The organism is Rhodococcus sp. IEGM 1241, assembly GCF_033142365.1.
In the GTDB taxonomy this organism is placed as follows: Bacteria; Actinomycetota; Actinomycetes; order Mycobacteriales; family Mycobacteriaceae; genus Rhodococcus_F; species Rhodococcus_F erythropolis.
Map to the genome: position 1 here is coordinate 626,961 of NZ_JAWLSE010000003.1, position 22,722 is coordinate 649,682.

General features: G+C 63.4%; 20 protein-coding genes. 9 read left to right on the forward strand and 11 right to left on the reverse strand.

Translation table 11 applies throughout. The features are described from left to right. The first annotated feature begins 44 nt into the window (after positions 1-44). The gene (locus R4P70_RS17935) at positions 45-1,817 is read left to right on the forward strand and encodes an Ig-like domain-containing protein (RefSeq protein WP_283569490.1); all 1,773 of its coding nucleotides are present in this window, start codon (positions 45-47) and stop codon (positions 1,815-1,817) included. 51 nt (positions 1,818-1,868) lie between these two features. Continuing rightward, positions 1,869-3,626, forward strand: coding sequence for an Ig-like domain-containing protein (locus R4P70_RS17940; protein ID WP_283569491.1), 1,758 nt, complete (start codon positions 1,869-1,871; stop codon positions 3,624-3,626). An 83-nt stretch (positions 3,627-3,709) separates the two neighbouring features. Here the strand turns inward: R4P70_RS17940 and R4P70_RS17945 are convergent, their stop codons facing one another. The 3 genes from R4P70_RS17945 to guaB form a co-directional block, all read right to left on the reverse strand. Continuing rightward, positions 3,710-5,464: a GMC oxidoreductase gene (locus R4P70_RS17945; protein ID WP_020906934.1), complete on the reverse strand. Its 1,755-nt coding sequence runs from the start codon at positions 5,462-5,464 to the stop codon at positions 3,710-3,712. Positions 5,465-5,637: 173 nt separating this feature from the next. After that, entirely contained in the window at positions 5,638-6,777 is a 1,140-nt protein-coding gene (locus R4P70_RS17950; RefSeq protein ID WP_021332462.1) for a GuaB3 family IMP dehydrogenase-related protein, read from the reverse strand. A 27-nt stretch (positions 6,778-6,804) separates the two neighbouring features. Continuing rightward, positions 6,805-8,328, reverse strand: a complete 1,524-nt coding sequence (guaB, locus tag R4P70_RS17955) for an IMP dehydrogenase (RefSeq protein ID WP_020723641.1) — start codon at positions 8,326-8,328, stop codon at positions 6,805-6,807. Positions 8,329-8,571: 243 nt separating this feature from the next. On the opposite strand from guaB, the gene R4P70_RS17960 reads away from it, so the two are divergent. Continuing rightward, complete coding sequence (locus R4P70_RS17960; protein ID WP_003940777.1) at positions 8,572-8,976, forward strand: DUF5319 domain-containing protein; 405 nt, start codon at positions 8,572-8,574, stop codon at positions 8,974-8,976. A 102-nt stretch (positions 8,977-9,078) separates the two neighbouring features. On the opposite strand, the gene R4P70_RS17965 is transcribed toward R4P70_RS17960, so the two are convergent. The 3 genes from R4P70_RS17965 to R4P70_RS17975 form a co-directional block, all read right to left on the reverse strand. Next, positions 9,079-10,014: an anti-sigma-D factor RsdA gene (locus tag R4P70_RS17965; protein ID WP_411742476.1), complete on the reverse strand. Its 936-nt coding sequence runs from the start codon at positions 10,012-10,014 to the stop codon at positions 9,079-9,081. Continuing rightward, positions 9,998-10,576 carry a sigma-70 family RNA polymerase sigma factor gene (locus tag R4P70_RS17970; protein WP_003940953.1) on the reverse strand — a complete coding sequence of 193 codons (579 nt, stop codon included), beginning with the start codon at positions 10,574-10,576 and terminating at the stop codon, positions 9,998-10,000. The genes R4P70_RS17965 and R4P70_RS17970 overlap by 17 nt, the downstream gene beginning before the upstream one ends. Before the next feature lie 176 nt (positions 10,577-10,752). Next, entirely contained in the window at positions 10,753-11,451 is a 699-nt protein-coding gene (locus tag R4P70_RS17975) for a hypothetical protein (RefSeq protein WP_411742477.1), read from the reverse strand. A 755-nt stretch (positions 11,452-12,206) separates the two neighbouring features. Here R4P70_RS17975 and R4P70_RS17980 point away from each other — a divergent pair. The 4 genes from R4P70_RS17980 (at position 12,207) to R4P70_RS17995 (ending at position 14,830) form a co-directional block, all read left to right on the forward strand. After that, entirely contained in the window at positions 12,207-12,503 is a 297-nt protein-coding gene (locus R4P70_RS17980; protein ID WP_003940939.1) for a WhiB family transcriptional regulator, read from the forward strand. Between the two features lie 165 nt (positions 12,504-12,668). Then, positions 12,669-13,334 (forward strand): fasciclin domain-containing protein, encoded by a 666-nt coding sequence (locus R4P70_RS17985; RefSeq protein WP_007728616.1) that lies wholly within the window; start codon positions 12,669-12,671, stop codon positions 13,332-13,334. Between the two features lie 88 nt (positions 13,335-13,422). Further along, on the forward strand, positions 13,423-14,091 hold the full coding sequence (locus tag R4P70_RS17990; RefSeq protein WP_019747585.1) for a sigma-70 family RNA polymerase sigma factor: 669 nt from the start codon (positions 13,423-13,425) through the stop codon (positions 14,089-14,091). A gap of 1 nt (position 14,092) precedes the next feature. Beyond that, positions 14,093-14,830: an anti-sigma factor domain-containing protein gene (locus tag R4P70_RS17995; protein ID WP_019747584.1), complete on the forward strand. Its 738-nt coding sequence runs from the start codon at positions 14,093-14,095 to the stop codon at positions 14,828-14,830. 76 nt (positions 14,831-14,906) lie between these two features. On the opposite strand, the gene groL is transcribed toward R4P70_RS17995, so the two are convergent. Both groL and groES read right to left on the reverse strand, forming a co-directional pair. Continuing rightward, positions 14,907-16,517: a chaperonin GroEL gene (groL, locus tag R4P70_RS18000; protein ID WP_019747583.1), complete on the reverse strand. Its 1,611-nt coding sequence runs from the start codon at positions 16,515-16,517 to the stop codon at positions 14,907-14,909. Between the two features lie 86 nt (positions 16,518-16,603). After that, on the reverse strand, positions 16,604-16,903 hold the full coding sequence (gene groES / locus R4P70_RS18005; RefSeq protein ID WP_003940763.1) for a co-chaperone GroES: 300 nt from the start codon (positions 16,901-16,903) through the stop codon (positions 16,604-16,606). Between the two features lie 233 nt (positions 16,904-17,136). Between groES and R4P70_RS18010 the strand changes: the two genes are divergently transcribed. Further along, positions 17,137-18,852, forward strand: a complete 1,716-nt coding sequence (locus R4P70_RS18010) for a TIGR03767 family metallophosphoesterase (protein ID WP_029254930.1) — start codon at positions 17,137-17,139, stop codon at positions 18,850-18,852. A 19-nt stretch (positions 18,853-18,871) separates the two neighbouring features. Here the strand turns inward: R4P70_RS18010 and R4P70_RS18015 are convergent, their stop codons facing one another. Continuing rightward, the gene (locus R4P70_RS18015) at positions 18,872-19,432 is read right to left on the reverse strand and encodes a potassium channel family protein (RefSeq protein ID WP_020906930.1); all 561 of its coding nucleotides are present in this window, start codon (positions 19,430-19,432) and stop codon (positions 18,872-18,874) included. Positions 19,433-19,593: 161 nt separating this feature from the next. Here R4P70_RS18015 and R4P70_RS18020 point away from each other — a divergent pair, with 161 nt between their 5' ends. Further along, positions 19,594-21,180: an Hsp70 family protein gene (locus R4P70_RS18020; protein WP_283569493.1), complete on the forward strand. Its 1,587-nt coding sequence runs from the start codon at positions 19,594-19,596 to the stop codon at positions 21,178-21,180. Positions 21,181-21,183: 3 nt separating this feature from the next. Here R4P70_RS18020 and tsaD read toward each other — a convergent pair whose 3' ends face one another. After that, entirely contained in the window at positions 21,184-22,221 is a 1,038-nt protein-coding gene (gene tsaD, locus R4P70_RS18025; protein ID WP_019747579.1) for a tRNA (adenosine(37)-N6)-threonylcarbamoyltransferase complex transferase subunit TsaD, read from the reverse strand. Continuing rightward, entirely contained in the window at positions 22,218-22,712 is a 495-nt protein-coding gene (rimI, locus tag R4P70_RS18030) for a ribosomal protein S18-alanine N-acetyltransferase (RefSeq protein ID WP_020906927.1), read from the reverse strand. The genes tsaD and rimI overlap by 4 nt, the downstream gene beginning before the upstream one ends. Between the last annotated feature and the right edge of the window lie 10 nt (positions 22,713-22,722).

Consider the following 22,722-nt stretch of genomic DNA (forward strand, 5'->3'; position numbering starts at 1 on the left):
AAACGGCCGGCGCCGCCGAACGGCGCTCACCTCGAGGAGGACCTGTGCGTCGATTCATACGACGACTCGCCATACCTGTCGCGGCTGTGACGGCTGCCGCCGGACTTCTAGTCCTCGGCACGCCGGCCACCGCTGACGAAGCCCCGCCGACCACCTTCACCGGCACGACCGACAATCTGATCTTCACGAAGAGTGTCATCGGGAACGCGGCAGTTCACCCGGGTGACACCGTCACGTACAAGACCGAGATCAAGCACAACGAAAGCGGCATCGAACGGTCGATCGCAAAGATCCGTGACATCCCGCCCGCAGGATTCGTCCTCGTGCCGGGCAGCGCCAAGGCCACCTACCTGGGTGTGACCAACCGGGCGACGATCAGCAACGAATCAGATGGCGGAGTCTCAGCGAAGTGCTCGAGCGGCTGCACCTTCCTCGTCGGTGGATTCGTCGTCAAGAAGAACCAACCCGTCACGCTCGAAGCGACCTACACGGTCCCTGTCGGCACAGCGTTCGGGACGTACGACAGCGGCATGCTCTTCGACGTCAACGCCTTCAGCACGCAGCAGGGCCTCAACCCGATCAACGTCAACGTCCAGGTCGTCGACCCGTCTGTCGCCACCGGTACCACTCTGGTTGCACCGGCAACGGCGAAGGTCGGCACGCCGGTCGACCTGACCGCGACGGTTGCGCCGTCCGACGCGAGCGGCACCGTCCAGTTCAAGGACGGCGGCAACGACATCGGCGCACCCGTCCCGGTCTCGGGCGGTAGCGCCACCCTCTCCCACACCTTCGACAGCGTCGGCGCCCACGACATCACCGCCGCGTACAACGCCGGTCCGGGATTCCACAGCTCGAACTCCGGAGTCCAGACCGTCGACGTCTCCGCGGACACCACCACCACGATCTCGGCTCCGAACGCCGCATTGGTCGGTGACAGCATCACCGTGAGCGCCGTCGTCACTCCGGCCAACGCCATGGGCACGGTGCAGTTCAAGGACGGCGACACGAACCTCGGCGCACCGGTGGCCGTGGTCGACGGAACGGCTTCCCTGACCCGCAGCTACGACGCCTCCGGCACGCACAGCTTCACCGCAGTGTTCACCGGCGAGGCCGGCTACGGCGATTCCGTTTCCACCGCAACCCAACTCGACGTCAGTGACCCGGACTGGGGAACCACCACCACCGTTGTCGAACCGCTCACAGCAGTCGTCGGTGAACCGACCAACCTCTCGGCCACCGTCTCCCCCATCCCGAGCAGCGGAACCGTGACGTTCAAGGTCGACGGCGCCGAGATCGGTACCGCACCCGTCGGCACGGGTGACGGCGTCGCGATCCTCCCGCACACCTTCGCATCAGCCGGTGCCGCAGCCGTGGTTGCCGAGTTCTCCGGCGGAACCGGATTCATCGGCTCCACGTCCACATCGTTCACGGTGAACGTCACCGATCCCGAGCCCGCCCGCGCGGACACCACGACCGTCCTGACTGTCAGCGGCTCCGCTCAGGTCGGAAAGGCATTGCAACTCAAGGCCACCGTTGCACCCGGAACAGCAAACGGAATGATCCAGTTCAAGTCCGGCACGACGCCCATCGGCGCACCCGTTGCCGTCGTCAACGGCGTCGCGACGCTCACGCACACCTTCGACGACGAGGGAACGTTCGGCCTCACTGCCAACTTCGTCGGCGACGCCGGCTGGAAGAACTCCGTCTCCGGCCCGACGGTCGTACAGGTCGGCACCGCACCGACAGACGGCGGCGGCGGCACCGGAAGCGTGGACACCGGTTCACTCAGTGGCCTCATCCCGCTCTTCGGAAGCTAGTCCCCCACATCAGCTTTGGACACCACTCCCGTACCCAGCTCAGGAGAATCCATGTTCGTGCATTCCAGACGCCGCATCGCGGCGCCGATCGCCGCCACGGCACTCGCCAGTGGCGTCATCCTCGCGGGAATCCCCGCATCAGCGGCCCCGGTGACAACAACTTTCGGAACGAGTTGCCTCGCAACCCCGTCCGCCGTCGCCGGTCCGACCACGCAGTCCCAGTCCGGTTCGGTCATCGTCGACGCACCAGATAGCGTCGGAGCGGGTGAGACCTTCGAGGTCACCATCCAACCCGGTCCCATCGCCTTCCCCGGATCGGCTTCGGGGGCGACCGTCCAGAACGTCTCCCGCATCAAGGTCGACGTCGACGTTCCCGCGAACGCCACCCTGGTGGAAGCCACCATCGTCCCAGGCACCTCGGCTGGGCTCAGCGGTGTCGCGCCGAACATCCTGCGTGTCAACGAGAACGGCAACGTCGATCCCAACGGAACGATTCTGCGTCTCTCCGGAAACAACCAGGTCATCGGCAACAGCCCCAGCTCGAGCATCAACTCCGAGGGCGGGATAGTCGTCAAGGCGACCGGCAAGAACGTCGACGGTTCCAACAATGCCGACGGCTACACCCAGTTCCAACTCCCCCAGGTCAAGGCAGTTCTCAAGGCCGGCGATTCAGGGGACGTCGCGATGAAGGTACGCACCGGCGGCAGCGCAGGAGCATGGAACAACGATCGCAACTTTCTCACGTTCCTCCCCAAGGCCACCCTGGTCATCACCGCTTGGGCGCCTACGCGGTGCACCCCTCGTGACGCTGAGAACGGTCCTCTCAACAGCGGCGCAGGCCCCCTCGCCACGACACGGATCATCGAGGCGGACAAGGCAACCACCACCACTGTCGTCGGACCGGCCAACGCCAAGAACGGAACTCCTGTCACTCTGTCGGCCAACGTGAGCGGCGGCGCAAACGGTGGAACCGTCCAGTTCTTCGACGGCGACAACCCCCTCGGGGACGCGGTGCCGGTCACCGGAGGGTCGGCAAGCATCTCCCCGACCTTCACCGAGGACGGACCGCACTCCATCACCGCGAGCTACAGCGGTGCACCCGGATTCCTGGCGTCGACGTCGGCGTCGGCCAAGATCGTGACCGTCACGACCGATGCGCCGCCTGACGCCGTGACCACTACCGCAACGGTTTCTCCGTCTACCGCGAAGGTCGGTCAGGACGTCAACCTCACCGCCAAGGTCGATCCGCAGGGCACCGGCGGCACCGTCGACTTCATGGTCGACGGCACCGAAACGCTGACTGCCACGGTCGGAACCGACGGAGTTGCCATCGCTCCGTACACCTTCACCTCGACAGGAACGCACAAGGTTGTCGCGAAGTTCACGGGTTCACCAGGATTCGCGCCGTCCGCTGCCCCGGCATTCCCGGTCAGTGTCACGACTCCGGCTCCCGCTGACGTCGAGACGTCCACGGTTCTCGACGCCGTCGGAACTGTTCAGAAGAACACCCCGGTGACACTCAAGGCAACGGTCGATCCGGCCGGTGCCACGGGCAAGGTCCAGTTCAAGGTCGGTGACACCCTCATCGGTGGACCGGTCGACGTGGTCAACGGTGTCGCAACGGTACCGGCCACCTTCTACAACTCCGGGACCTACAGTGTCACTGCCGAATTCGTGGGTGCTTCGGGCTACACGTCCTCGGCCTCTGCGCCGCAGACCCTGACCGTCCCCGGTGATACCGACGGCGGACCCGGTGGCGGAACCGGCAGCCTCGACCTCGGCACCCTCTTCGGGTCGCTGGGCGGCTGACAAGGTGGGCTGACGATCTGAAACTGCAAAAGGGGCGTGCCGTCGAATCCTCGACGACACGCCCCTTTTCGGTTCGCGGTGAACTATCCGGCAGCAGGCTCCGCCGGAACAGCCGTAGCCGTCTTGCCGCCGGTGATCTTCACGATCGGCAGAACCAGCGCGGCTGGAGCCGACGCCGGCACCACGGGCGACTTGGGTGCAATCGGAGCCAAACGCTCGTAGCCGCTGCCCTGGGCGGGACGCAGGTCCGTCTCCCCCTTGTTCGGCCACAGCGAGGCCGAGCGCTCGGCCTGAGCGGCGATGGTCAGCGACGGATTCACGCCGAGATTGGCCGACACCGCTGCACCGTCGACGACGCTGAGCGTCGGGTAGCCGTACACGCGGTGGTACGGATCGATGACGCCGTGATCGGAATCCGACGCGATAGCGCAACCACCCAGGAAGTGCGCGGTCAAAGGAACGTTGAAGATCTCGCCCCACGTGCCGCCTGCGACGCCGTCGATCTTCGCGGCAACTCGACGCGTCGCCTCGTTGCCCTCGGGAATCCACGTCGGGTTCGGCTGACCGTGGCCCTGCTTGCTGGTGACCTTGCGTCGACCGAACAGGCCCTTCTTCGTGTACGTGGTGATCGAGTTGTCGAGGTTCTGCATGACCAACGCAATGATCGTGCGCTCGCTCCAGTCCTTGACAGTCAGCATGCGCAGCATCTGGTACGGGTTCTTCGCGACCACACCGAGGAACTTGATCCACCGCGGTGTCGAGCCACCGCCATCCGTCATCAAGGTCTGCAGCAGTCCCATCGCGTTGGAACCCTTGCCGTAGCGGACCGGCTCGATGTGGGTGTCACTACTCGGGTGGAACGACGACGTGATCGCCACTCCGCGGGTCAGGTCGAGTGCAGGATCGACCTTGTACTTGCCTGCGCCGACGATGGATTCGGAGTTCGTTCGAGTCAGCTCGCCGAGCTTGTCGGAGAGCTTGGGCAGCGCTCCGGTGTCCTTCATGTCGAAGAGCAGATGCTGAGTGCCCCACGTTCCGGCCGCGAGAATCACGTTCGCAGCCGTGTAGGTGCGGCGGTTCTTTCGTCCGAATGCACCGGTTCGCTCGGTGAACACATCCCACGAACCGTCGCGAGCCTCACGAAGTCCGGACACAGTGGTCATCGGAATGATCTCGGCGCCGGCTGTCTCGGCAAGGCCCAGGTAGTTCTTGAGGAGAGTGTTCTTCGCGCCGTGACGGCAGCCCGTCATGCACTCGCCGCACTCGATGCAACCTGTGCGCTCGGGTCCGACGCCGCCGAAGTACGGGTCCTTCGCCTTCTTGCCCGGCTCACCGAAGTAGACGCCGACGGGCGTCTGGATGAACGTGTCGCCGACGCCCATGTCGTCGGCGACCGACTTCATGATCTCGTCAGCGGGCGTCATGTGCGGATTCTGCACGACGCCGAGCATCTTCTGAGCCTGCTCGTAGTACGGGGTGAGCTCACTTCGCCAGTCGGTGATGTGCGCCCACTGCTTGTCCTGGAAGAACGGCTCCGGTGGCTGGTACAGCGTATTGGCGTAGTTCAACGACCCGCCGCCGACCCCTGCACCCGCGAGGATGAGGCAGTCGCGCAGCAGATGCACGCGCTGAATGCCGAAGCAACCCAGCTTCGGAGCCCAGAGGAACTTCTTGAGATCCCAGCTGGTCTTCGCGAAATCTTCGTCGGCATACCGTCGGCCGGCTTCGATGACGCCGACCTTGTAGCCCTTCTCCACGAGACGAAGCGCGCTCACGCTTCCGCCGAACCCGGATCCGACGATCAGTACGTCGTAGTCCGTTGCCCGTTGCTTGCCCATCAGGACACCTCCACCGTGAACCGTAGTTACCCGCCAGTATGCACCTATCCCTTGTGACTACCACCACAAGGGGCCCCATAAGCATAACCGCAAGTATCAGGAACGGAAGAAAGTCCTGCACAACGAACTGTGGCCCCGGTTCACGAAGAACCGGGGCCACAGAAAGGTACAAACTACGCGCGGACCGTCAGCCCGACCTTCTGGAACTCCTTGAGGTCGGAGTACCCGGCCTTGGCCATCGACCGACGAAGACCGCCGACGAAGTTCAGAGAACCGTACGGATCATCCGAAGGACCGCTCAGGACCTGATCCAGGCTCGGACGCTCGCCGTAGGAAACCGGAAGAAGCGCTCCACGCGGAACCGAAGGATGAGCCGCAGCGGACGGCCAGTACCAGCCGCCACCCGGCGCCTCGGCGGACACGGCCAGCGGCGCGCCCAGAACGGCAGCGTCGGCACCGCAGGCGATGGCCTTCGCCAGATCACCCGAAGTTGCGATGTCACCGTCGGCGATGACGTGGACGTAGCGTCCACCCGTCTCGTCGAGGTAGTCGCGCCTGGCTGCTGCAGCGTCGGCAATGGCCGTGGCCATCGGAACGCCGATACCCAGGACCTCACCGGTGGTGGTTGCACCCTCGGTGGAGCCGTACCCGACGATGACACCGGCAGCGCCGGTACGCATCAGGTGCAGCGCGGTGCGGTGGTCACTGACCCCACCAGCGACAACCGGAACGTCGAGTTCCGAGATGAACGTCTTGAGGTTCAGCGGTTCCTGCTCGGTGTGCACGACGTGCTCGGCCGAGATGATCGTCCCGTGGACGACCAGCAGGTCGATTCCGGCCTTGATCAGCTCGGGCGTCAGTGCGCGCGCATTCTGCGGACTGACCCGAACGGCAGTGGTGACCCCCGAATCACGGACCTGCGCCACCGCAGCAGCCAGAAGACCCGCCTGCAGCGGTGCCGCGTGCAGCTCCTGCAAGTAGCGGATGGCTGCGTCGACGCCACCGTCCTTTTCGGCGATCTCGACGAGACGCCGGAGCTTCTCCTCGACATCGGGGTGACGACCCCACAGGCCTTCACCGTTGATGACACCGAGGCCGCCGCGCTTACCCAGCTCGATCGCGAAGGTCGGCGAGACCAACGCGTCGGTGGGATGTGCGAGGACTGGGATGTCGAACCTGTAAGCGTCGAGCTGCCAAGCAGTCGACACCTCCTTCGACGAACGGGTTCGCCGGGAGGGAACGATGTTCACATCGTCCAACTCGTAGGTACGTCGGGCCGTTCGACCCATGCCGATCTCAACGAGGTCGCGCACGCGCGCCCCTTTCTCGTGTACTGGTTGCTAACGAGCGGTGTAGTTGGGTGCTTCGACAGTCATCGTGATGTCGTGCGGATGGCTTTCCTTCAAACCGGCCGCCGTGATCTGGACGAACTGAGCGTTCTGCAGGTGCTCGATCGTCGCCGACCCCGTGTAACCCATGGCAGCGCGCAGACCACCGGTGAGCTGGTGCGTCACCTGGGAAAGCGGGCCACGGAACGGAACACGTCCTTCGATGCCTTCCGGAACCAACTTGTCCTCGGAAAGTACGTCGTCCTGGAAGTACCGGTCCTTGGAGTACGACTTGGCCTCGCCACGCGATTGCATCGCGCCGAGCGAACCCATACCGCGGTAGCTCTTGAACTGCTTGCCGCCGACCAGGATCAGTTCGCCGGGCGATTCAGCGGTACCGGCCAGGAGCGAACCCAGCATGGCCGTCGACGCACCCGCGGCAAGAGCCTTCGCGATGTCACCGGAGAACTGGAGTCCACCGTCAGCGATGACGGGCACACCCAGAGGCTTGCACGCGGCAACCGCTTCCAGGATGGCCGTGACCTGAGGGGCACCGACACCGGCGATGACGCGGGTGGTGCAGATGGAACCAGGGCCGACTCCGACCTTGACGGCATCGACGCCGGCTTCGACCAGTGCCAGAGCACCCGCGCGCGTAGCGACGTTGCCACCGATGATCTGAACCCGCTCACCCAGTTCACGCTTGAGCTTGGCGATCATGTCGAGAACGTTGGACGAATGACCGTGCGCACTGTCCACCACGAGTACGTCCACACCGGCATCGGTGAGCGCCATCGCACGCTGGAAGGCGTCGTCGCCTGCACCGACTGCAGCGCCGACGAGCAGTCGACCGTCACGGTCCTTGGTAGCGTCCGGATGCTGCTCGGTCTTCACGAAGTCCTTGACCGTGATCAGACCGGTGAGCTTGCCGTTGCCGTCGACGATCGGCAGCTTCTCGATCTTGTGCCGACGAAGAAGGCCCAGTGCCACGTCTGCGGTGACGCCTTCCTGAGCGGTGATCAGCGGCATCTTGGTCATGATCTCGACGACCGGACGATTCTGGTCGACCTCGAACCGCATGTCACGGTTCGTGACGATGCCGACCAACTGGCCGGCGTCGTCGGTGACCGGCAGACCCGAGATGCGGAAGCGAGCGCACTTCGCGTCGACCTCACCCATCGTGTCGGTCGGCTTACACGTGACGGGATCGGTCACCATGCCGGCCTCGGAGCGCTTGACGGTCTCGACCTGTCCTGCCTGAACCTCGACGGACGAGTTGCGGTGCAGAACACCCATGCCGCCGGCGCGTGCCATCGCAATTGCCATGCGCGACTCGGTGACGGTGTCCATCGCAGAACTGACCAACGGAATCCGCAGACGGATGTCGCGGGTCAGTTGACTGGACGTGTCGACCTGGCTCGGGATGACGTCGGACGCAGCAGGCAACAGCAGCACGTCGTCGTAAGTCAGTCCCAGCATTGCGACCTTGTTGGGGTCGTCTCCTCCGGTGTGTACATGTCCTGCAGAACTACTCATGCGGTCAGGACCCTCCATGGACCTAGATTCGCCCAGGGCGACCGCTGTAGCAGCCGCCTCGAAACGGATTACGAAAGCTGGATATCGGATAGAAGGCGCCTGCACGGAAAGAAATTCCTGGCACCTTTTCCCGGCGTTGCACACCATGGTATCGGCTCACTCAAAGGTCCGAACCATCCCACCCACGCTGCGGGTACGCGTAACAAGTGGCGCTGACCCCCCTGACCTGCGTACCGTGGTGCTGTGCGTGATCAACTGCCCCCCGGTCTGCCGCCAGATCCCTTCGCCGGCGACCCAGCTGACCCCTCCGCGGCTCTCGATGCCATCGAGCCGGGTCAACCACTCGACCCCCACGAACGCCAAGCGGTCGAGGAGGATCTCGCTGACCTCGCCGTCTACGAGGCACTCCTCGCTCACCGCGGCATCCGCGGTCTCGTAGTGTGCTGCGAAGACTGCCAACAAGATCACTACCACGACTGGGACATGCTGCGCGCAAACCTGCTGCAGCTCCTCGTGGACGGAACCGTCCGCCCCCACGAGCCTGCCTACGACCCGATGCCTGAGGCATATGTCACGTGGGACTACTGCCGTGGATACGCCGACGCGTCGATGAACGAGGCGATGCACGGCGACGGTTTCGACAGCTGAGCGAAACCCCACCAGGTTCAAACGAAAGTGGCCGACAAGCAATTGCTTGTCGGCCACTTTCGTATGAACTTGGACCGCAACGATGCGATCAGAGCGGGAACCTCAGGGTGGGGGTGAAGAAGAATCACCCGACGGCGACGAGGCCGGGGCCAGTGACGTCGTTGTCGTGGTGGTCGTCGTGGTCGTGGTAGTCGTCGTGGGCGACGATGACGGTGTAGACGACGCCGCGCTTGGACCAGGCGCTTGCATGATTCCAGGGTCGGGCGTTGTCGTTGTGGTCACGCCGCCAGACAACTGAGGGTTGGCCGGATTGACTGAAGTCCCCGGAATCGCCGTGGGAGAGGTGGCAAGCGAGGATTGCTGATCGGACGTCAACGGCGGTACTGCGGGTGACGTGGTCTCCTGGACCTGCGTCATCAACTTGCCCCAACGCTCGACGAGATCCGTCTTGTCCTGCGAGTCCTTGACCGCATCGGCACGGTGAGCTGCGTTGTCCAGCACCATCTTTGCCGCGGGAGTGTCCCCGGCGGCCAACAGACGCTCGGCCTTTTCCAGCTCGGATGTCGTGTCGATCTTCGCGACCGTCGAGTTGGCCTCGTCGGCGAAGACGACCTGCTTGACGCCCCAGAGGGCATCGCCGGGCTGGGCGTCGTACGCCATCGCTGTGGCACCACCGAAGACCACTGCTGCAACAGCTGCTGCGGCGGCGATCGGGCGGACCACACGCAATCGGGAACGGGAACGTGAACGCTGACGATCGGAGAAGCCGGACGGCGTCGCTGTGATTGCAGCGATGACATCGTCCAACAACGGACCCTCGGGCATCGGAGTCGCAACGACATCGTCACGCCATTGCGAGAGAATCAACGCAAGTTCGTACTGTTCGGTGCTATCGGTTGCTACCGGCCCGCCACTCGAAATGGACTCGATCAGCGCATCGTCACGCCGAACCGCAGCCAAGTCCACTGGCGTACCGTCGTCGGCGAGATCACCGAGATTCGAAGCGTCACGCCCCTCATCTCTAGCCAAAGCTCTCACCTGCTTTCGTTACTTCTTTTTTCAGTTTCGCGATCGCCCTGTGCTGAGCGACTCGTACAGCTCCGGCGGTACTACCGACGGCGACGGCCGTTTCCTCGGCCGACATCCCGACCACCAGGCGAAGTATCAAGATTTCTCGATGCTTCTCCGGAAGTGTGCCGAGAAGTTCATGCATCTGTCTGCTGGACTCCGAATCGAGTGCTCGCTGTTCGGGACCATCATCCAGTGCTATTACATCCGGTACTTCGGAAACGGGCTCCGACTTGTTACGGGCGGAACTTCTATGTGCGTCCGCAACCTTGTGCGCGGCAATTCCGTACACAAAGGCCATGAACGGGCGTCCCTGGTCTTGATAACGCGGCAGCGCGGTCATCACGGCCAGACACACTTCCTGCGCGACGTCGTCAGCGGACAGGTGTCCCCGCTCGGCCGCACCCACTCGACCGCGGCAGTAGCGCACCACCATCGGTCGGATGTTCTCCAGAACCAAAGCTAGAGCTGTACGGTCGCCCTGCGCAGCAGCGGCGACCGCGGTGTCCAACTCATCGCTCGTATTTGTCATCGTCAGCGAAAATCCTGGCGTTACAGTGGCACCTCCCGAGCGGGTGTGCTCCCGCTCTCAGCGGAACCCTCTAAGAGTAACCATCCGGACCGGCTGGTCTCCGCATGCCCGCCCAGCAGTCGCGATATCGAAACAGCCCTGTGGGAATCGTTCGCGAGAGACTTCGGGTGGATCGATTACGACAAAGGTAGGAGTGATCCACCGCGCATCGCAATCAGATCGCCGATCTCACGGGCACTCGGCGAGGTCCTCCCGCCGCTCACACCCTCGATCAGCAGCGACGACGCCCAGGCCAGGGGCAGCAGGCCGTATTGCTGACACCTCGCAAGCACTTCCGCTGCCGACTCCACGGCAGCGCTTGGGTCTGTTCCGGTCAGCGCGGCGCTGCGCAGTAGATCCGACTTCACGCGGTGCCGGACGGACTCCGATTTCCCCGACAATTCGACGGCGCGTTCTGCGTGTCTGCGGGCGCGCGCGAAGTCACCTCCCGCCAGCGCCAGTTCCGCCGAGACCCATTCGATCCGAATTTCCTGCCGCCACAGCCCGCCCTCGCCGCCCAGACGGGTCCGACACTCCCCCAGCAGGCGCCAGCCGAGCGGGAGCCGGCCACAACCGAGGGCGTCCGCGGCCAGACCGGTCAGAGCGTCACAGGCAGCCTCTGGATCGACTGGCAGACCGCCGACAATCGCCAGTGCGCGCCCGTCCCACGTCGACGCGAGTGCATGACGTCCACTCTGGCGAAGAAACGACGCCCTCGCGCTGGCAGAGAGAGAGGCAAGAACTCGATCCGAGTGCGTCGAGGACCCCGTCGTGAGCCGATCGAGGACATCCAATGCTGCCCGCGCCCTGGCGTAGTGCCCCTGACCACCCAGTATTACTGCCGTTGTCCACCAATCCCGGGTAGAGCAAGGCGCAGGGAGACGGTCAAGGTCCGGATCCGCACCGAATGCGGCGGATTCGAGAGTCCCGGGAAGGCCAGGTGACTCAGTGAACGAAGGCGATTCAGGGGGCTCAAGTGTCGACACAGGTAGATCATCGCAGCAGCGCCAACAGACAAGCGCCTGACCGATGCCGTTTGCCGCACGGGAAGACGAAAAGGCAAGTTTGTCGGAGTTAATCAGATATTCAACTGAGATTTGCCGAATGTACTCGTAATGATATTTAACGGGCATATATCCGTGACGTTAACTGCGCATTACTTATTGGACAGATGTCCTAGTTGAAACTTGGGCACTAAGTCCCGAAATGGAGTACGACCCTGCCCGTGCAATATCGGACAAATGACGCAAACCGAGCCGAACGACTGAGTCTTTTCGCCGGGCGATCAGCACCAAACATATCCCTGATCTGTGGGTTTCGCATCTCGAGCAGCCAGGCTTGCCTGCCACCACCTCGATCGACCCGATTTCAACATCGACGCAGCGCAACGCATGAGAGACCCGAAATGTAAATATATACTTCGTTAACTCTCGCATTTCGATATATGCCGATCGCCACTGAACGAGCCTATTGACGCGATTTACTCAGCACCCTTACGGTTAGCAAGCGTGAACGATTCAGAAGGCCCGGATAACCTCCGGGCAACTTGGTCCGCTCGTTGATCAACGCGAGCTTGCAGTAAGGAGTCAACATGCCTGCACCGAATCACCTTCCAGGCCCCAACGCAGACATCTGGGACTGGCAGATGCACGGTCTGTGCCGCGGAGTCGACTCCTCCATGTTCTTCCATCCCGATGGCGAACGCGGTAGAGCACGTGCCCAGCGCGAAACCCGCGCAAAAGAGATGTGCCGTCAGTGCCCGGTACTGATGCAGTGCCGCAGCCACGCGCTGACCGTCGCCGAGCCGTACGGCATCTGGGGAGGAATGTCGGAAACCGAACGTGAACTACATGCGCGCCACCGTCGCACCACCCGCATAGCTTCCTGATACACGTAGGTCGAGTGCACAAGGCCCCCGAGAGTTTTCGGGGGCTTTTGCTTGTGTACACCAGCTCCTGAAAAGAATTTCCGACTCCGACCCATCCTGTCGACAACCGACTCCGAATGCCTTCTGACAGTGCACCTCAGCACATCCCTTCAGGAAGGCAGACCCATGAACACCTCTACTCGAGTTCTGGCAGTCACCGCAGCAGCCTCTTTCGCCGTCTTCGGCGTCGTCGGTTGCTCCTCCGACGACAACGATTCGTCGACCGACACGTCCAGCGCCGCCATGACGTCTTCTGCCATGGGATCGAGCATGTCTCCCAGCAGCGCGATGGCGGAGCCTGCTTCTGATCTGGTCGGTGCCGGTTGTGCCGACTATGCAGCCGCAGTGCCGAGCGGCGCCGGATCGGTCAGCGGAATGGCCCAGGATCCGGTTGCCACAGCGGCATCCAACAATCCGTTGCTCACCACCTTGACCGCGGCAGTCTCCGGACAGCTCAACCCGGACGTCAACCTGGTCGACACTCTCAACGGCGGCGAGTTCACCGTCTTCGCACCGATCGACTCGGCATTCGCCAAGATCGACCCCGCGACGATCGACAGCCTCAAGACGGACAGCGCCACGCTGACCAAGATCCTCACCTACCACGTGGTTCCCGGCCAGATCGCTCCTGACGCGATCGACGGAACGCACCCCACCGCCGAGGGCGGAACGGTCACCGTCACCGGATCCGGTGACAACATCAAGGTCAACGACGCAACTGTCGTCTGCGGTGGAGTCAAGACCGCAAACGCCACCGTCTACCTCATCGATTCGGTGCTGATGCCGCAGTAGTCCCCACCTGCTGTGCGCCTTTATTAACCCCCCGCGGTTAATAAAGGCGCACAGCGGCCAACGGCGGGCCGAGAGAAAAGAACCGGACATGCACGCTACGGTTGTACGCGATGAAGCGAGACAACTCTTCGTGAGCGAGCCAGACCATGCGTCGGATGCGGCCGACGCATGCCCGACGGACAATTCTGCGGCCCGCACCGCGCGAATCGTGGAATCACGCGAGCTGGCAGTGATCCTCGCGAACGTGGCCGGTGGCGACCAGAGCGCCTTTGCCGAGTTCTACGACCGAACCAGCTCCCGTGTCTACGGCATGGTTCTCCGTGTACTCCGTGATCCAGGCTTCTCCGAGGAAGCGGTCCAAGAGGTCTACCTCCAAGCCTGGAAATCGGCCGACAGCTTCGATCCTGCCAAGGGGTCCGCACTCTCCTGGCTTCTGACGCTTGCCCACCGCCGCGCGGTGGATCGCGTGCGCTCCGAACAGTCGAGTTCGGATCGACAGGCTCTCTACGACACCACCAATGCCACTCCCGAGTTCGACGTCGTCAGCGACGAAGTGACACGAAGAGACGAGCATCGTGCTGTCACCGACTGTCTCGAAACGCTGACGGACACTCAGCGCCAATCGGTGACTCTCGCCTATTACGGCGGCCGAACGTACCGCGAGGTGGCCGAAGATCTCGGCGTGGCGATTCCCACGATCAAGTCGCGAATTCGCGACGGACTACTGCGCCTACGTGGATGTTTGGGGGTGATGTGAGATGGACGAAGAGCTGATCGACTACGCGTACGCCTACGCGATCGATGCGTTGGACCTCGACGAGCGCCGTGAGGTCGACAGACGACTTGCCGCTTCGGACTCCGCGACCCGCGCCGAATTCGACGCCCAGGTCCGACTCACCTCCGAAACCATGGCCGCGATGACCGTCGTCGACGCCGTCGAGCCCCCGCCGTCACTGCGCAGCAGCGTCCTCGCCTCGATCGCAGAACAGACCGCGGCTCCCAACGCCCCGGTTTCGCTGGCCGAGCGTCGTAACCGTCGACGCCCGTGGACCATGGCTCTTGCGGCGGCCGCCGCAGTCGCAATCCTGGTCGGCGGCATCGGAATCGGACGCACGCTGTCCGACAACACGCCGCCGCAGAACCCCGCATCCGAAATCATGGCAGCACCCGACGTTCATGCCACGACGCGTGACATCCCGGGCGGCGGTAGTGCCACGACGCTGTTCTCGCCCTCCGAAGACGCCGCAGTCCTCGTGATGAACGATGTGACTCCCCCGAGTCCGGATACCGTCTACCAGATGTGGCTGGTGCCGGGCGACACCGACGACACCACGATGATCCCGATGGGGACGATGGCTCCGAGCGACGTCAAACCCACTACCCAGGTGGTGCTCGACGGCATCGGCCCGAACACGAAGTTGGCGTTCACGGTCGAACCGCCCGGCGGATCGCAGCAGCCCACCAGCGAGCCGTTCGCAACGATCCCGCTCATCTGATCGCCAGACGAAAGAAGAGATCCCCCACCGGAATCCGGTGGGGGATCTCTTCTTTGTCGAAACTACGAGCAGCGAGCTAGTGGCTGTGACCGTGTCCGGTGTCGGCAACTGCCTCGGTCGGCTTCTCGACGACAGCGCTCTCGGTCGTGAGGATCATGCGCGCGACGGAAGCGGCGTTGACCACTGCCGAGCGAGTGACCTTGACCGGGTCGACGACGCCGTCGGCAAGCAGGTTGCCGTAGGTGAGGGTGGCAGCGTTGAAGCCTTCGCCCTTGGTCATCTCGGCGACCTTGCTGACAACGACGGATCCGTCGATGCCTGCGTTGCTGGAGATCCAGAACAACGGAGCGTTGAGGGCTTCACGGACCACGGCAACGCCGGTGGCCTCGTCACCCGACAGGCCGAGGTTCCCGATCAGAGCCGTACCGGCCTGAACGAGAGCCGATCCGCCACCGGGGACGATGCCCTCGGCAACTGCTGCCTTGGCTGCGTTGACCGCATCCTCGACGCGGAACTTGCGTTCCTTGAGATCGGTTTCGGTGGCTGCGCCGACCTTGATGACGGCCACGCCGCCGGACAGCTTCGCCAGACGCTCTTCGAGCTTCTCGCGGTCCCAATCCGAATCGGTGTTCTCGATCTCGCGACGCAACTGCGCGACGCGGGTCGCGATGTCGTCAGCGGTGCCGGCACCGTCGACGATGACCGTCTCGTCCTTGGTGACGACAACGCGGCGAGCGCTGCCGAGCAGGTCGAGGCCGGCTTCCTTCAGGGAGAGGCCGACGTCGGTGTTGATGACGGTGCCTGCCGTGACGACTGCGAGGTCGTCGAGGAATGCCTTGCGACGATCACCGAAGAACGGCGCCTTGACGGCGACGGCCTTGATGGTCTTGCGGATGGAGTTGACCACCAGGGTGGAGAGAACTTCACCCTCGACGTCCTCGGCGATGATCAAGAGCGGCTTGCCGGATTCGGCAACCTTCTCGAGCAGCGGCAAGAAGTCGGGAAGTGAGCTGATCTTCTCGCGGAAGAGCAGGATCAACGCGTCTTCGTAGACGGCCTTCTGCGCATCGATGTCGGTGACGAAGTAGGGCGAGAGGTAGCCCTTGTCGAACTGAACGCCTTCGGTGACAACGAGTTCGGTTGCAACGGTGGAGGATTCCTCGACCGTCACGACGCCGTCGGTTCCGACACGGGTGAGTGCCTCGCCGACGAGCTTGCCGATCTCTTCGTCACGCGAGGAGACGGTGGCGACCTGGGCGATCGACTTCTCGCCCTCGACCGGGGTGGCCGCGGCGAGCAGTTCCTCGACGACCTTGTCGGCTGCGGCGTTGATGCCGACGCCGAGCGCCATCGGGTTCGCGCCCGCTGCGATGTTCTTGAGTCCGCCGCGGACGATGGCCTGGGCCAGAACGGTCGCGGTCGTGGTGCCGTCGCCGGCAACATCGTTGGTCTTGGTGGCGACGCTCTTGACGAGCTGCGCGCCGAGGTTCTCGAAGGGATCTTCGAGCTCGATCTCACGGGCGATGCTCACACCGTCGTTGGTGACGGTGGGGCCGCCGAATGCCTTGGCGAGCACGACGTGGCGTCCACGCGGGCCCAAGGTCACCTTGACGGCGTCGGCAAGCTTGTCGACTCCGGCTTCGAGAGCGCGGCGTGCGGTCTCGTTGAACGCAATTTGCTTGGACATCTGTTCTGTCAGCTCCTGAATCTTCGGGGCGTGAACGCATTCCGCCCCGGGATCCTGTGTGGACTCCGGGGCGGATCACGTGTGTCTTACTTGGAGACGACAGCCAGCACGTCGCGTGCCGACAGGATCAGGTATTCCTGGCCGGCGTACTTGATCTCGGTTCCGCCGTACTTGGAGTAGATGACCGTGTCACCCTCCTTGACGTCGACCGGGATGCGGTTGCCCTGCTCGTTGACGCGGCCTTCGCCGACTGCAACGACAGTGCCCTCCTGGGGCTTTTCCTTGGCTGTGTCAGGAATGACCAGGCCGGAAGCCGTCGTCGTTTCAGCCTCGTTGGCCTGGACGAGGATCTTGTCCTCGAGCGGCTTGATGTTGACGCTCGCCACGATGAGCCCTCCACTTTGGGGTATGTGCGTCCGAGGCGATCCTCGGACAGCTGTTTGGGTATGCCGTTTACGGCGCGTCACTGCAGTCCCGTCGTCGCGGGTGCCGGAACTCGATCAGCGCCAATTGGCACTCTATACGTGAGAGTGCCAACCCTCAAGGACTGGGCGCATTTTTCTCTTCGTCCAGAGCGAAACAAGACAGCCGTCCACCACGTTCACCTATTGTTCACTTCGTGACGAACATCAATCGCCGTAGTTTTCTGACCTTCGCCGGACTCGGCGCCGTCGGCGCGGTCAGCCTTGGCAAGCCGTGGGGCCTGCAATACGCAGGCGCGTCGACCATTCCGACGTCAGGTCCCGGCACCACTCTCGAGTCCGTGTCCACGCCCGTCAGCAGCAGCGGCTACACCAGGCTCACTGCCGGTCCCGGTTGGGCGAACATCGTGCGCAGCGAGTTGGCCGAGCCGAAGTCAGGACGCGAGGACCGACGCACCGCGCTCGCCTCACTCGTGCAGTTGACCGACGTCCACATCGTCGACGCCCAGTCCCCCATGCGCTTCGAATACGTCCATCAGATCACCGGTTCTGCGTTCCGCCCCCAGGAGACCTTGACGGCGCACGGGCTGATTTCGCTTGTCCGACGCGTCAATTCGATCGGGAGCGGCCCGCACACCTCGCGCCCCTTCGATGCCGTTGTCACCACCGGCGACAACACGGACAACAAGGAATTCGCCGAACTCGACTGGTTCCTCACCTCACTCAACGGCGGAACCGTCGTCGCCAATACCGGCGCCAAGGACCGCTACGAGGGTGTGCAGAACTCGGGTGCCGATCTGTACTGGAACCCTGAATCGCCGATGCTCGACATGTACAAGAAGGCCGGCTTCCCGGAGATTCCGGACTTCTTCGGTGCCGCTTTCACTCCCGTGTCGAGCCCCGGCCTGAACACCCCTTGGTACTGCGTGTTCGGCAACCACGACGATTCGGTGTCGGGCACGGTGCCCAGCGGCATCCCACCGCTCGAAGCGATGTACACGGGATCTCTCAAATTCGAGGTGCCCGGTTCACCGGAGCAGGCCAAGCAGATCGACATCGCCACCAAGTTCGATCCCAGTGCGATTCCCGGAATCCTGTCCGCCTTCACTACGCCGCCGCGCCAGGTCACCCCCGACCCGTCGCGCGCACCGTTCACACCCCGGCAGTTCATCGCCGCACACCTTGATCCCGCGCACACCGGCCCCGGCCCTGTCGGGCACGGTTTCGCCCCCGACGCCGGCGAAACCGGTATCGGCTACTACGCGTTCCAGATCGCACCGGGCGTCGTCGGCATCAGCATGGACTCCACCAACCGCGCAGGCCTTGTCGACGGTTCGCTGGGCGCCGCTCAGTTCCAGTGGATCGAGAACACCCTGCGCGCCGGCAGCAGCACCTACTACGACGCCGCGGGCTCTCGCGTCACCGAGTCGCGCAGTGACACCTATTTCGTGCTGTTCAGTCACCACACGAGCGACACGATGGACAATCTCATTCCCGACCCCGAGAACGTCCTCGAGCCGCGCCTGCGCGGTTCACAGCTTCTGGACTTGCTGCATCGTTTCCCGAACGTACTTGCCTGGGTGAACGGACACACCCACGAGAACAAGATCACCCCGTGGCCCGGCGCGACCCCCGAGCAGGGCTTCTGGGAGATCAACACCGCCTCTCACATCGACTACCCACAGCTCGGGCGCATCATCGAGATCGCGGACAATCACGACGGAACGGTGTCGTTGCTTGCGACGCTCTTCGAAGCGGAAAGTCCCAATTCAGTCGAGTACAGCGACAAGTCGGCAGCCGGGCTCGCCTCGCTGTACCGCGAACTGTCGTTCAACGACATCCACCGCGACCCGAAGTTGACGGGTACCGGCGTCGACCAGAACGTCGAATTGTTGGTCCACACCGGACGATGACTCCGATTGCCGCAGTGTCCTAGGTGATTTCAGGTCCGCTCGAAGGCGAGCGGTGCGCTTTCGCCCACGACACTGCGGCAACCACGAATCGAACGCCGAATCCGATCAACACCAGATTGCAGACGATCTGAAGGCTCACGAGTCCCCTGGCAAGGTCCGTCTGTGCAGCGATGTCGCCGAAGCCGACGGTCGAGAACACCGACAGCGAAAAGTACAGGGCCGCCATACGCGACAGCGGTTCGGTGAAACTGCCGGCACTCGCATGCTCGACCGAAAAATAGGTGATGGACACCAACAGCAAGTAGGTCGGCATCACGACCGCCACTGCTTCGACCGCCTGCAGAGAAGGCACATCGGAACGCAGAATTCGACGCACCTGCCAGGTCGTCACGGCAAGCACCGCTGCCCCTCCACCGATCAAGAGGAAAATCGCACCCACTGTGTGGACATCGATCCACGGCAGGAAGAAGTACGCACATCCGAAGGCGATCATCGTCAGCGTGGGTCGAAGCACCGCACCCCGGATCAGCGCGCGTCGTCGATCCCGGTCGATGTGGGGAGAATCGCCTTTTTTCCGCATGAATCAATGATCGACAATTTCGCAGGTAAAACCACCCTTTCGGTCCGAAAAGGGTGTCATGGAGACAAAAAGCACTGAGCAATCCTCACGAACCTTCTGTAACGTTCATATAACGGCGGTCGATTGAACATTGACCGGTATTGACTGTGAGGAGGTGCGCGATGAGTTGTTCACTGGGAATTTCCACTGGATCTTCCGGTGTCTATTCAGCCCTCGTCGACACCGATACCAGCACAAACGCGCCAGGAGCGGTGCCTGCCGAGACTCGCTTCGTCTCGGCGGATCAGGCCAATTCCAACGTCGGTGACCTCGTCCGGGCGTCCATCAAGCTGATGACGACGCAGGTAACGGACGGATCTGAAGCGCCGCGCTCGATCGGTGTCAGCTATCGCACGGACGACCAGCTCGCGAGCATCAGGTCATCTCTCTCGCGCTCGCCGAAGCAGGTCCGTGCCATCCCCGAACCTGCCGCAGTACACGCGTATCTCGCCGAGACCGGGAAAACCGAGCGGTACGACACGACAGCTCAGGTGGACGTCGGCGATCAGGGTCTGACGGTGTCCGTCGTCGATCACACCGGTGAAGTTCTGCATTCCGACCGTATCGACGCCCTCGCGGGGGCCGGAATCGACCGGGCATTGGTCGACTTCGTGACGGAGAAGGCGCCAGGGCACCTGCGCCGGTACACCGACGCGGAGCTTCTTGCTGCCCGGTGCCACGTCGCGAAGGAGCAACTGTCCACGGCCGCCAAGGTGACCATCGACCTTCCCGTCGATGCAATGGCGATCACGCGCGACGAGTTCGAAGCCATCATCGCCCCGGATATCGAGCGCGCCGTCACCTTCATCCGTGAAGTCGTGAACGGCTCACCGCGGCCGGTCGGTGCCGTTGTGCTCATCGGCGGTGGCGCACACATTCCGGCCGTGCGGTCCGCCGTCGCCGCTGCCGTCGACCTCCCCTTGGTCGAGATCGTCGAGCCCGAGACTGCGGCAACCAAAGGTGCTGCACTCCTGGCAGATTCGATCACCGCAATTCGTTTCCCCTTGCTGGGCTCCGGAAGTGACCAGCGCTCGGGATCCACCGCCAAGGTCTCGGGAGCTTTGATCGGTGCGCTCGTGGTCGGCGGACTGGTACTCGGCTACGGCGCAAAGGAATTGGTGCCGACCGACGACACCGCGGTCTCGCCTGTCGGAACCGGTTCGACCACGACGACGGTGAGCCCCGAAGCGACGCCGAGCACCGGATCGACGATCATCCCCTCACATGATCCTCTGCCTTCGGTAGTGGGCAGCACTTTCCCGCAGTACGGCTATCCCACAACGCCGTTCGACTCACAGCCGTTCGACACTCACTCGTACACAACGCATCAGTACACGCTTCCGCCGGCGCCGATACCAGACACGTCGACGACAACCACACCGCCGACGACGACAACGACCACTCCGAATTGGCCGACCATCCCCGGAATCACGCTGCCCGATCCACCGGCGTGGTGGCCGACGCTTCCGGACACCGAGGCGACGCCCCCGGTCGATCCGACCGAGGCAAACCCCGGCGGCGGTCTCGGCCCGGGTGAGAGCGGCGGCGAAAACCCGACGACGCCGGAGAATCCTGGATCCGGTTCCACCGAAACCGAACTCACCACCCCCGGCGGTGATCCGACAACAAGACCCGGTGAACCGAATACCTCGACGCCCGAAACCGGCCCCGCGACCACACCGGATCGGGAACCGGTCCCAGTCGGTTGATTCTCAGCGCATCAACTGGCTGACCGAGACCGACAGCCCCGGGTCCGTGGCAACACTCAATTCCGAAGGGCCTGCACCGTTTCCGATCAGGTGGGCAGCCAACGAAGCGATCATCACGCCGTTGTCCGTGCACAGTCGAGGTTTCGGAATGCGCAACGTGATGCCGGCTTCGGCGCAGCGCTGCTCGGCGAGTGAACGGATACGTGAATTGGCCGTGGCGCCGCCGCCGAGAACCAACGTGTCGACCCCGACGTCCTTGGCTGCACGCACTGCCTTCAGCGTCAGGACGTCGGCAACCGCTTCCTGGAACGAGGCAGCGATGTCCGGGATCGAAAAGGCCTCGCCTGCGCGCTCTTTCGATTCGACATAGCGGGCGACGGACGTCTTGAGTCCCGAGAACGAGAAGTCGTGCCGCGAATCGCGCGGGCCGGTCATGCCGCGGGGGAAGGCGATTGCGTTCCGATCTCCCTCTTGCGCAGCAGCATCGAGTGCCGGTCCGCCCGGAAAGCCGAGCCCGAGCAGTCTGGCCACCTTGTCGAAGGCCTCACCGGCGGCGTCGTCGACAGTCGTGCCCAGTTCGACAATGGGCTTGCCCAGATCTTCGACGTGAAGCAGGTGCGTGTGACCGCCGGAGACCAGCAATGCGACGCACGAGGGCAACGGACCGTGCTCGAGAGTGTCAACCGAGACGTGACCACCGAGATGATTGACCGCATAGAACGGGATGTTCCAGGCTGCGGCATAGGCTTTCGCGGCGGCGACACCGACCAGTAGCGCACCGGCCAGGCCGGGTCCGATGGTGACGGCAAGTGCGTCGGGCTTCTCGATACCGGCGGCAGCAAGGGCACGGCGCATCGTCGGCACTATCGCCTCGAGGTGAGCCCGCGAGGCTACTTCGGGAACCACTCCCCCGTACCTGGCGTGCTGATCCACGCTCGATGCCACCTCGTCGGCCAACAGGTCGCAGGTTCCGTCACCGTTCCAGCGAACGATACCGACACCTGTTTCGTCGCAAGAGCTTTCGACACCCATGACGATCATGCTTGCTGCTCCTCAATTTCGCGGACACCGAGCACGGCGGGCCGTCTCATCGTGTACGCATCTGCCCCACTGGGCTGGTAGTACTTCTTTCGTGTTCCGACGATCTCGAATCCTTCGCGCCGGTACAGCGCGATGGCAGGGTCGTTGTCGGTGCGCACTTCCAGGAACACCGGACACTGCCGTGAATCCGCCAGGGTCAGAAGCGCATCGAGCAACGCGCCGCCGATTCCCAGTCGCTGAGCCGAGGGATCGGTACCGATGGTGTGAACCTCGGCCTCCATGTTCGGCGACGCGCCCAACAACGCGACTCCGGCGTAGCCGAGGACGTGACCGTCGGGTTCCCTGGCAACGAAGTAATGATTATGTGCGCCCGCAAGTTCCGAGACGAACGCTTGCGCGCTCCAGGGTCCGTCGCCCGCGAACAACGCGCGCTCCAACTCCCCGCACCGTTCGGCGTCATCGACGTTCATCGGCTCGATGCTGTACTTCATCTGCTCGGTC

Excerpts from the sequence above, each read along its gene's own strand:
- R4P70_RS17985 (WP_007728616.1), top strand. The coding sequence starts at position 12,669 with ATGAACACCTCTACTCGAGTTCTGGCAGTCACCGCAGCAGCCTCTTTC.
- R4P70_RS17945 (WP_020906934.1), bottom strand. The coding sequence starts at position 5,464 with ATGGGCAAGCAACGGGCAACGGACTACGACGTACTGATCGTCGGATCC.
- R4P70_RS17940 (WP_283569491.1), top strand. The coding sequence starts at position 1,869 with ATGTTCGTGCATTCCAGACGCCGCATCGCGGCGCCGATCGCCGCCACG.
- R4P70_RS17990 (WP_019747585.1), top strand. The coding sequence starts at position 13,423 with ATGCACGCTACGGTTGTACGCGATGAAGCGAGACAACTCTTCGTGAGC.
- rimI (WP_020906927.1), bottom strand. The coding sequence starts at position 22,712 with ATGAAGTACAGCATCGAGCCGATGAACGTCGATGACGCCGAACGGTGC.
- R4P70_RS18020 (WP_283569493.1), top strand. The coding sequence starts at position 19,594 with ATGAGTTGTTCACTGGGAATTTCCACTGGATCTTCCGGTGTCTATTCA.
- groL (WP_019747583.1), bottom strand. The coding sequence starts at position 16,517 with ATGTCCAAGCAAATTGCGTTCAACGAGACCGCACGCCGCGCTCTCGAA.
- R4P70_RS17980 (WP_003940939.1), top strand. The coding sequence starts at position 12,207 with ATGCCTGCACCGAATCACCTTCCAGGCCCCAACGCAGACATCTGGGAC.
- R4P70_RS18015 (WP_020906930.1), bottom strand. The coding sequence starts at position 19,432 with ATGCGGAAAAAAGGCGATTCTCCCCACATCGACCGGGATCGACGACGC.
- R4P70_RS17995 (WP_019747584.1), top strand. The coding sequence starts at position 14,093 with ATGGACGAAGAGCTGATCGACTACGCGTACGCCTACGCGATCGATGCG.
- tsaD (WP_019747579.1), bottom strand. The coding sequence starts at position 22,221 with ATGATCGTCATGGGTGTCGAAAGCTCTTGCGACGAAACAGGTGTCGGT.
- R4P70_RS17970 (WP_003940953.1), bottom strand. The coding sequence starts at position 10,576 with ATGACAAATACGAGCGATGAGTTGGACACCGCGGTCGCCGCTGCTGCG.
- guaB (WP_020723641.1), bottom strand. The coding sequence starts at position 8,328 with ATGAGTAGTTCTGCAGGACATGTACACACCGGAGGAGACGACCCCAAC.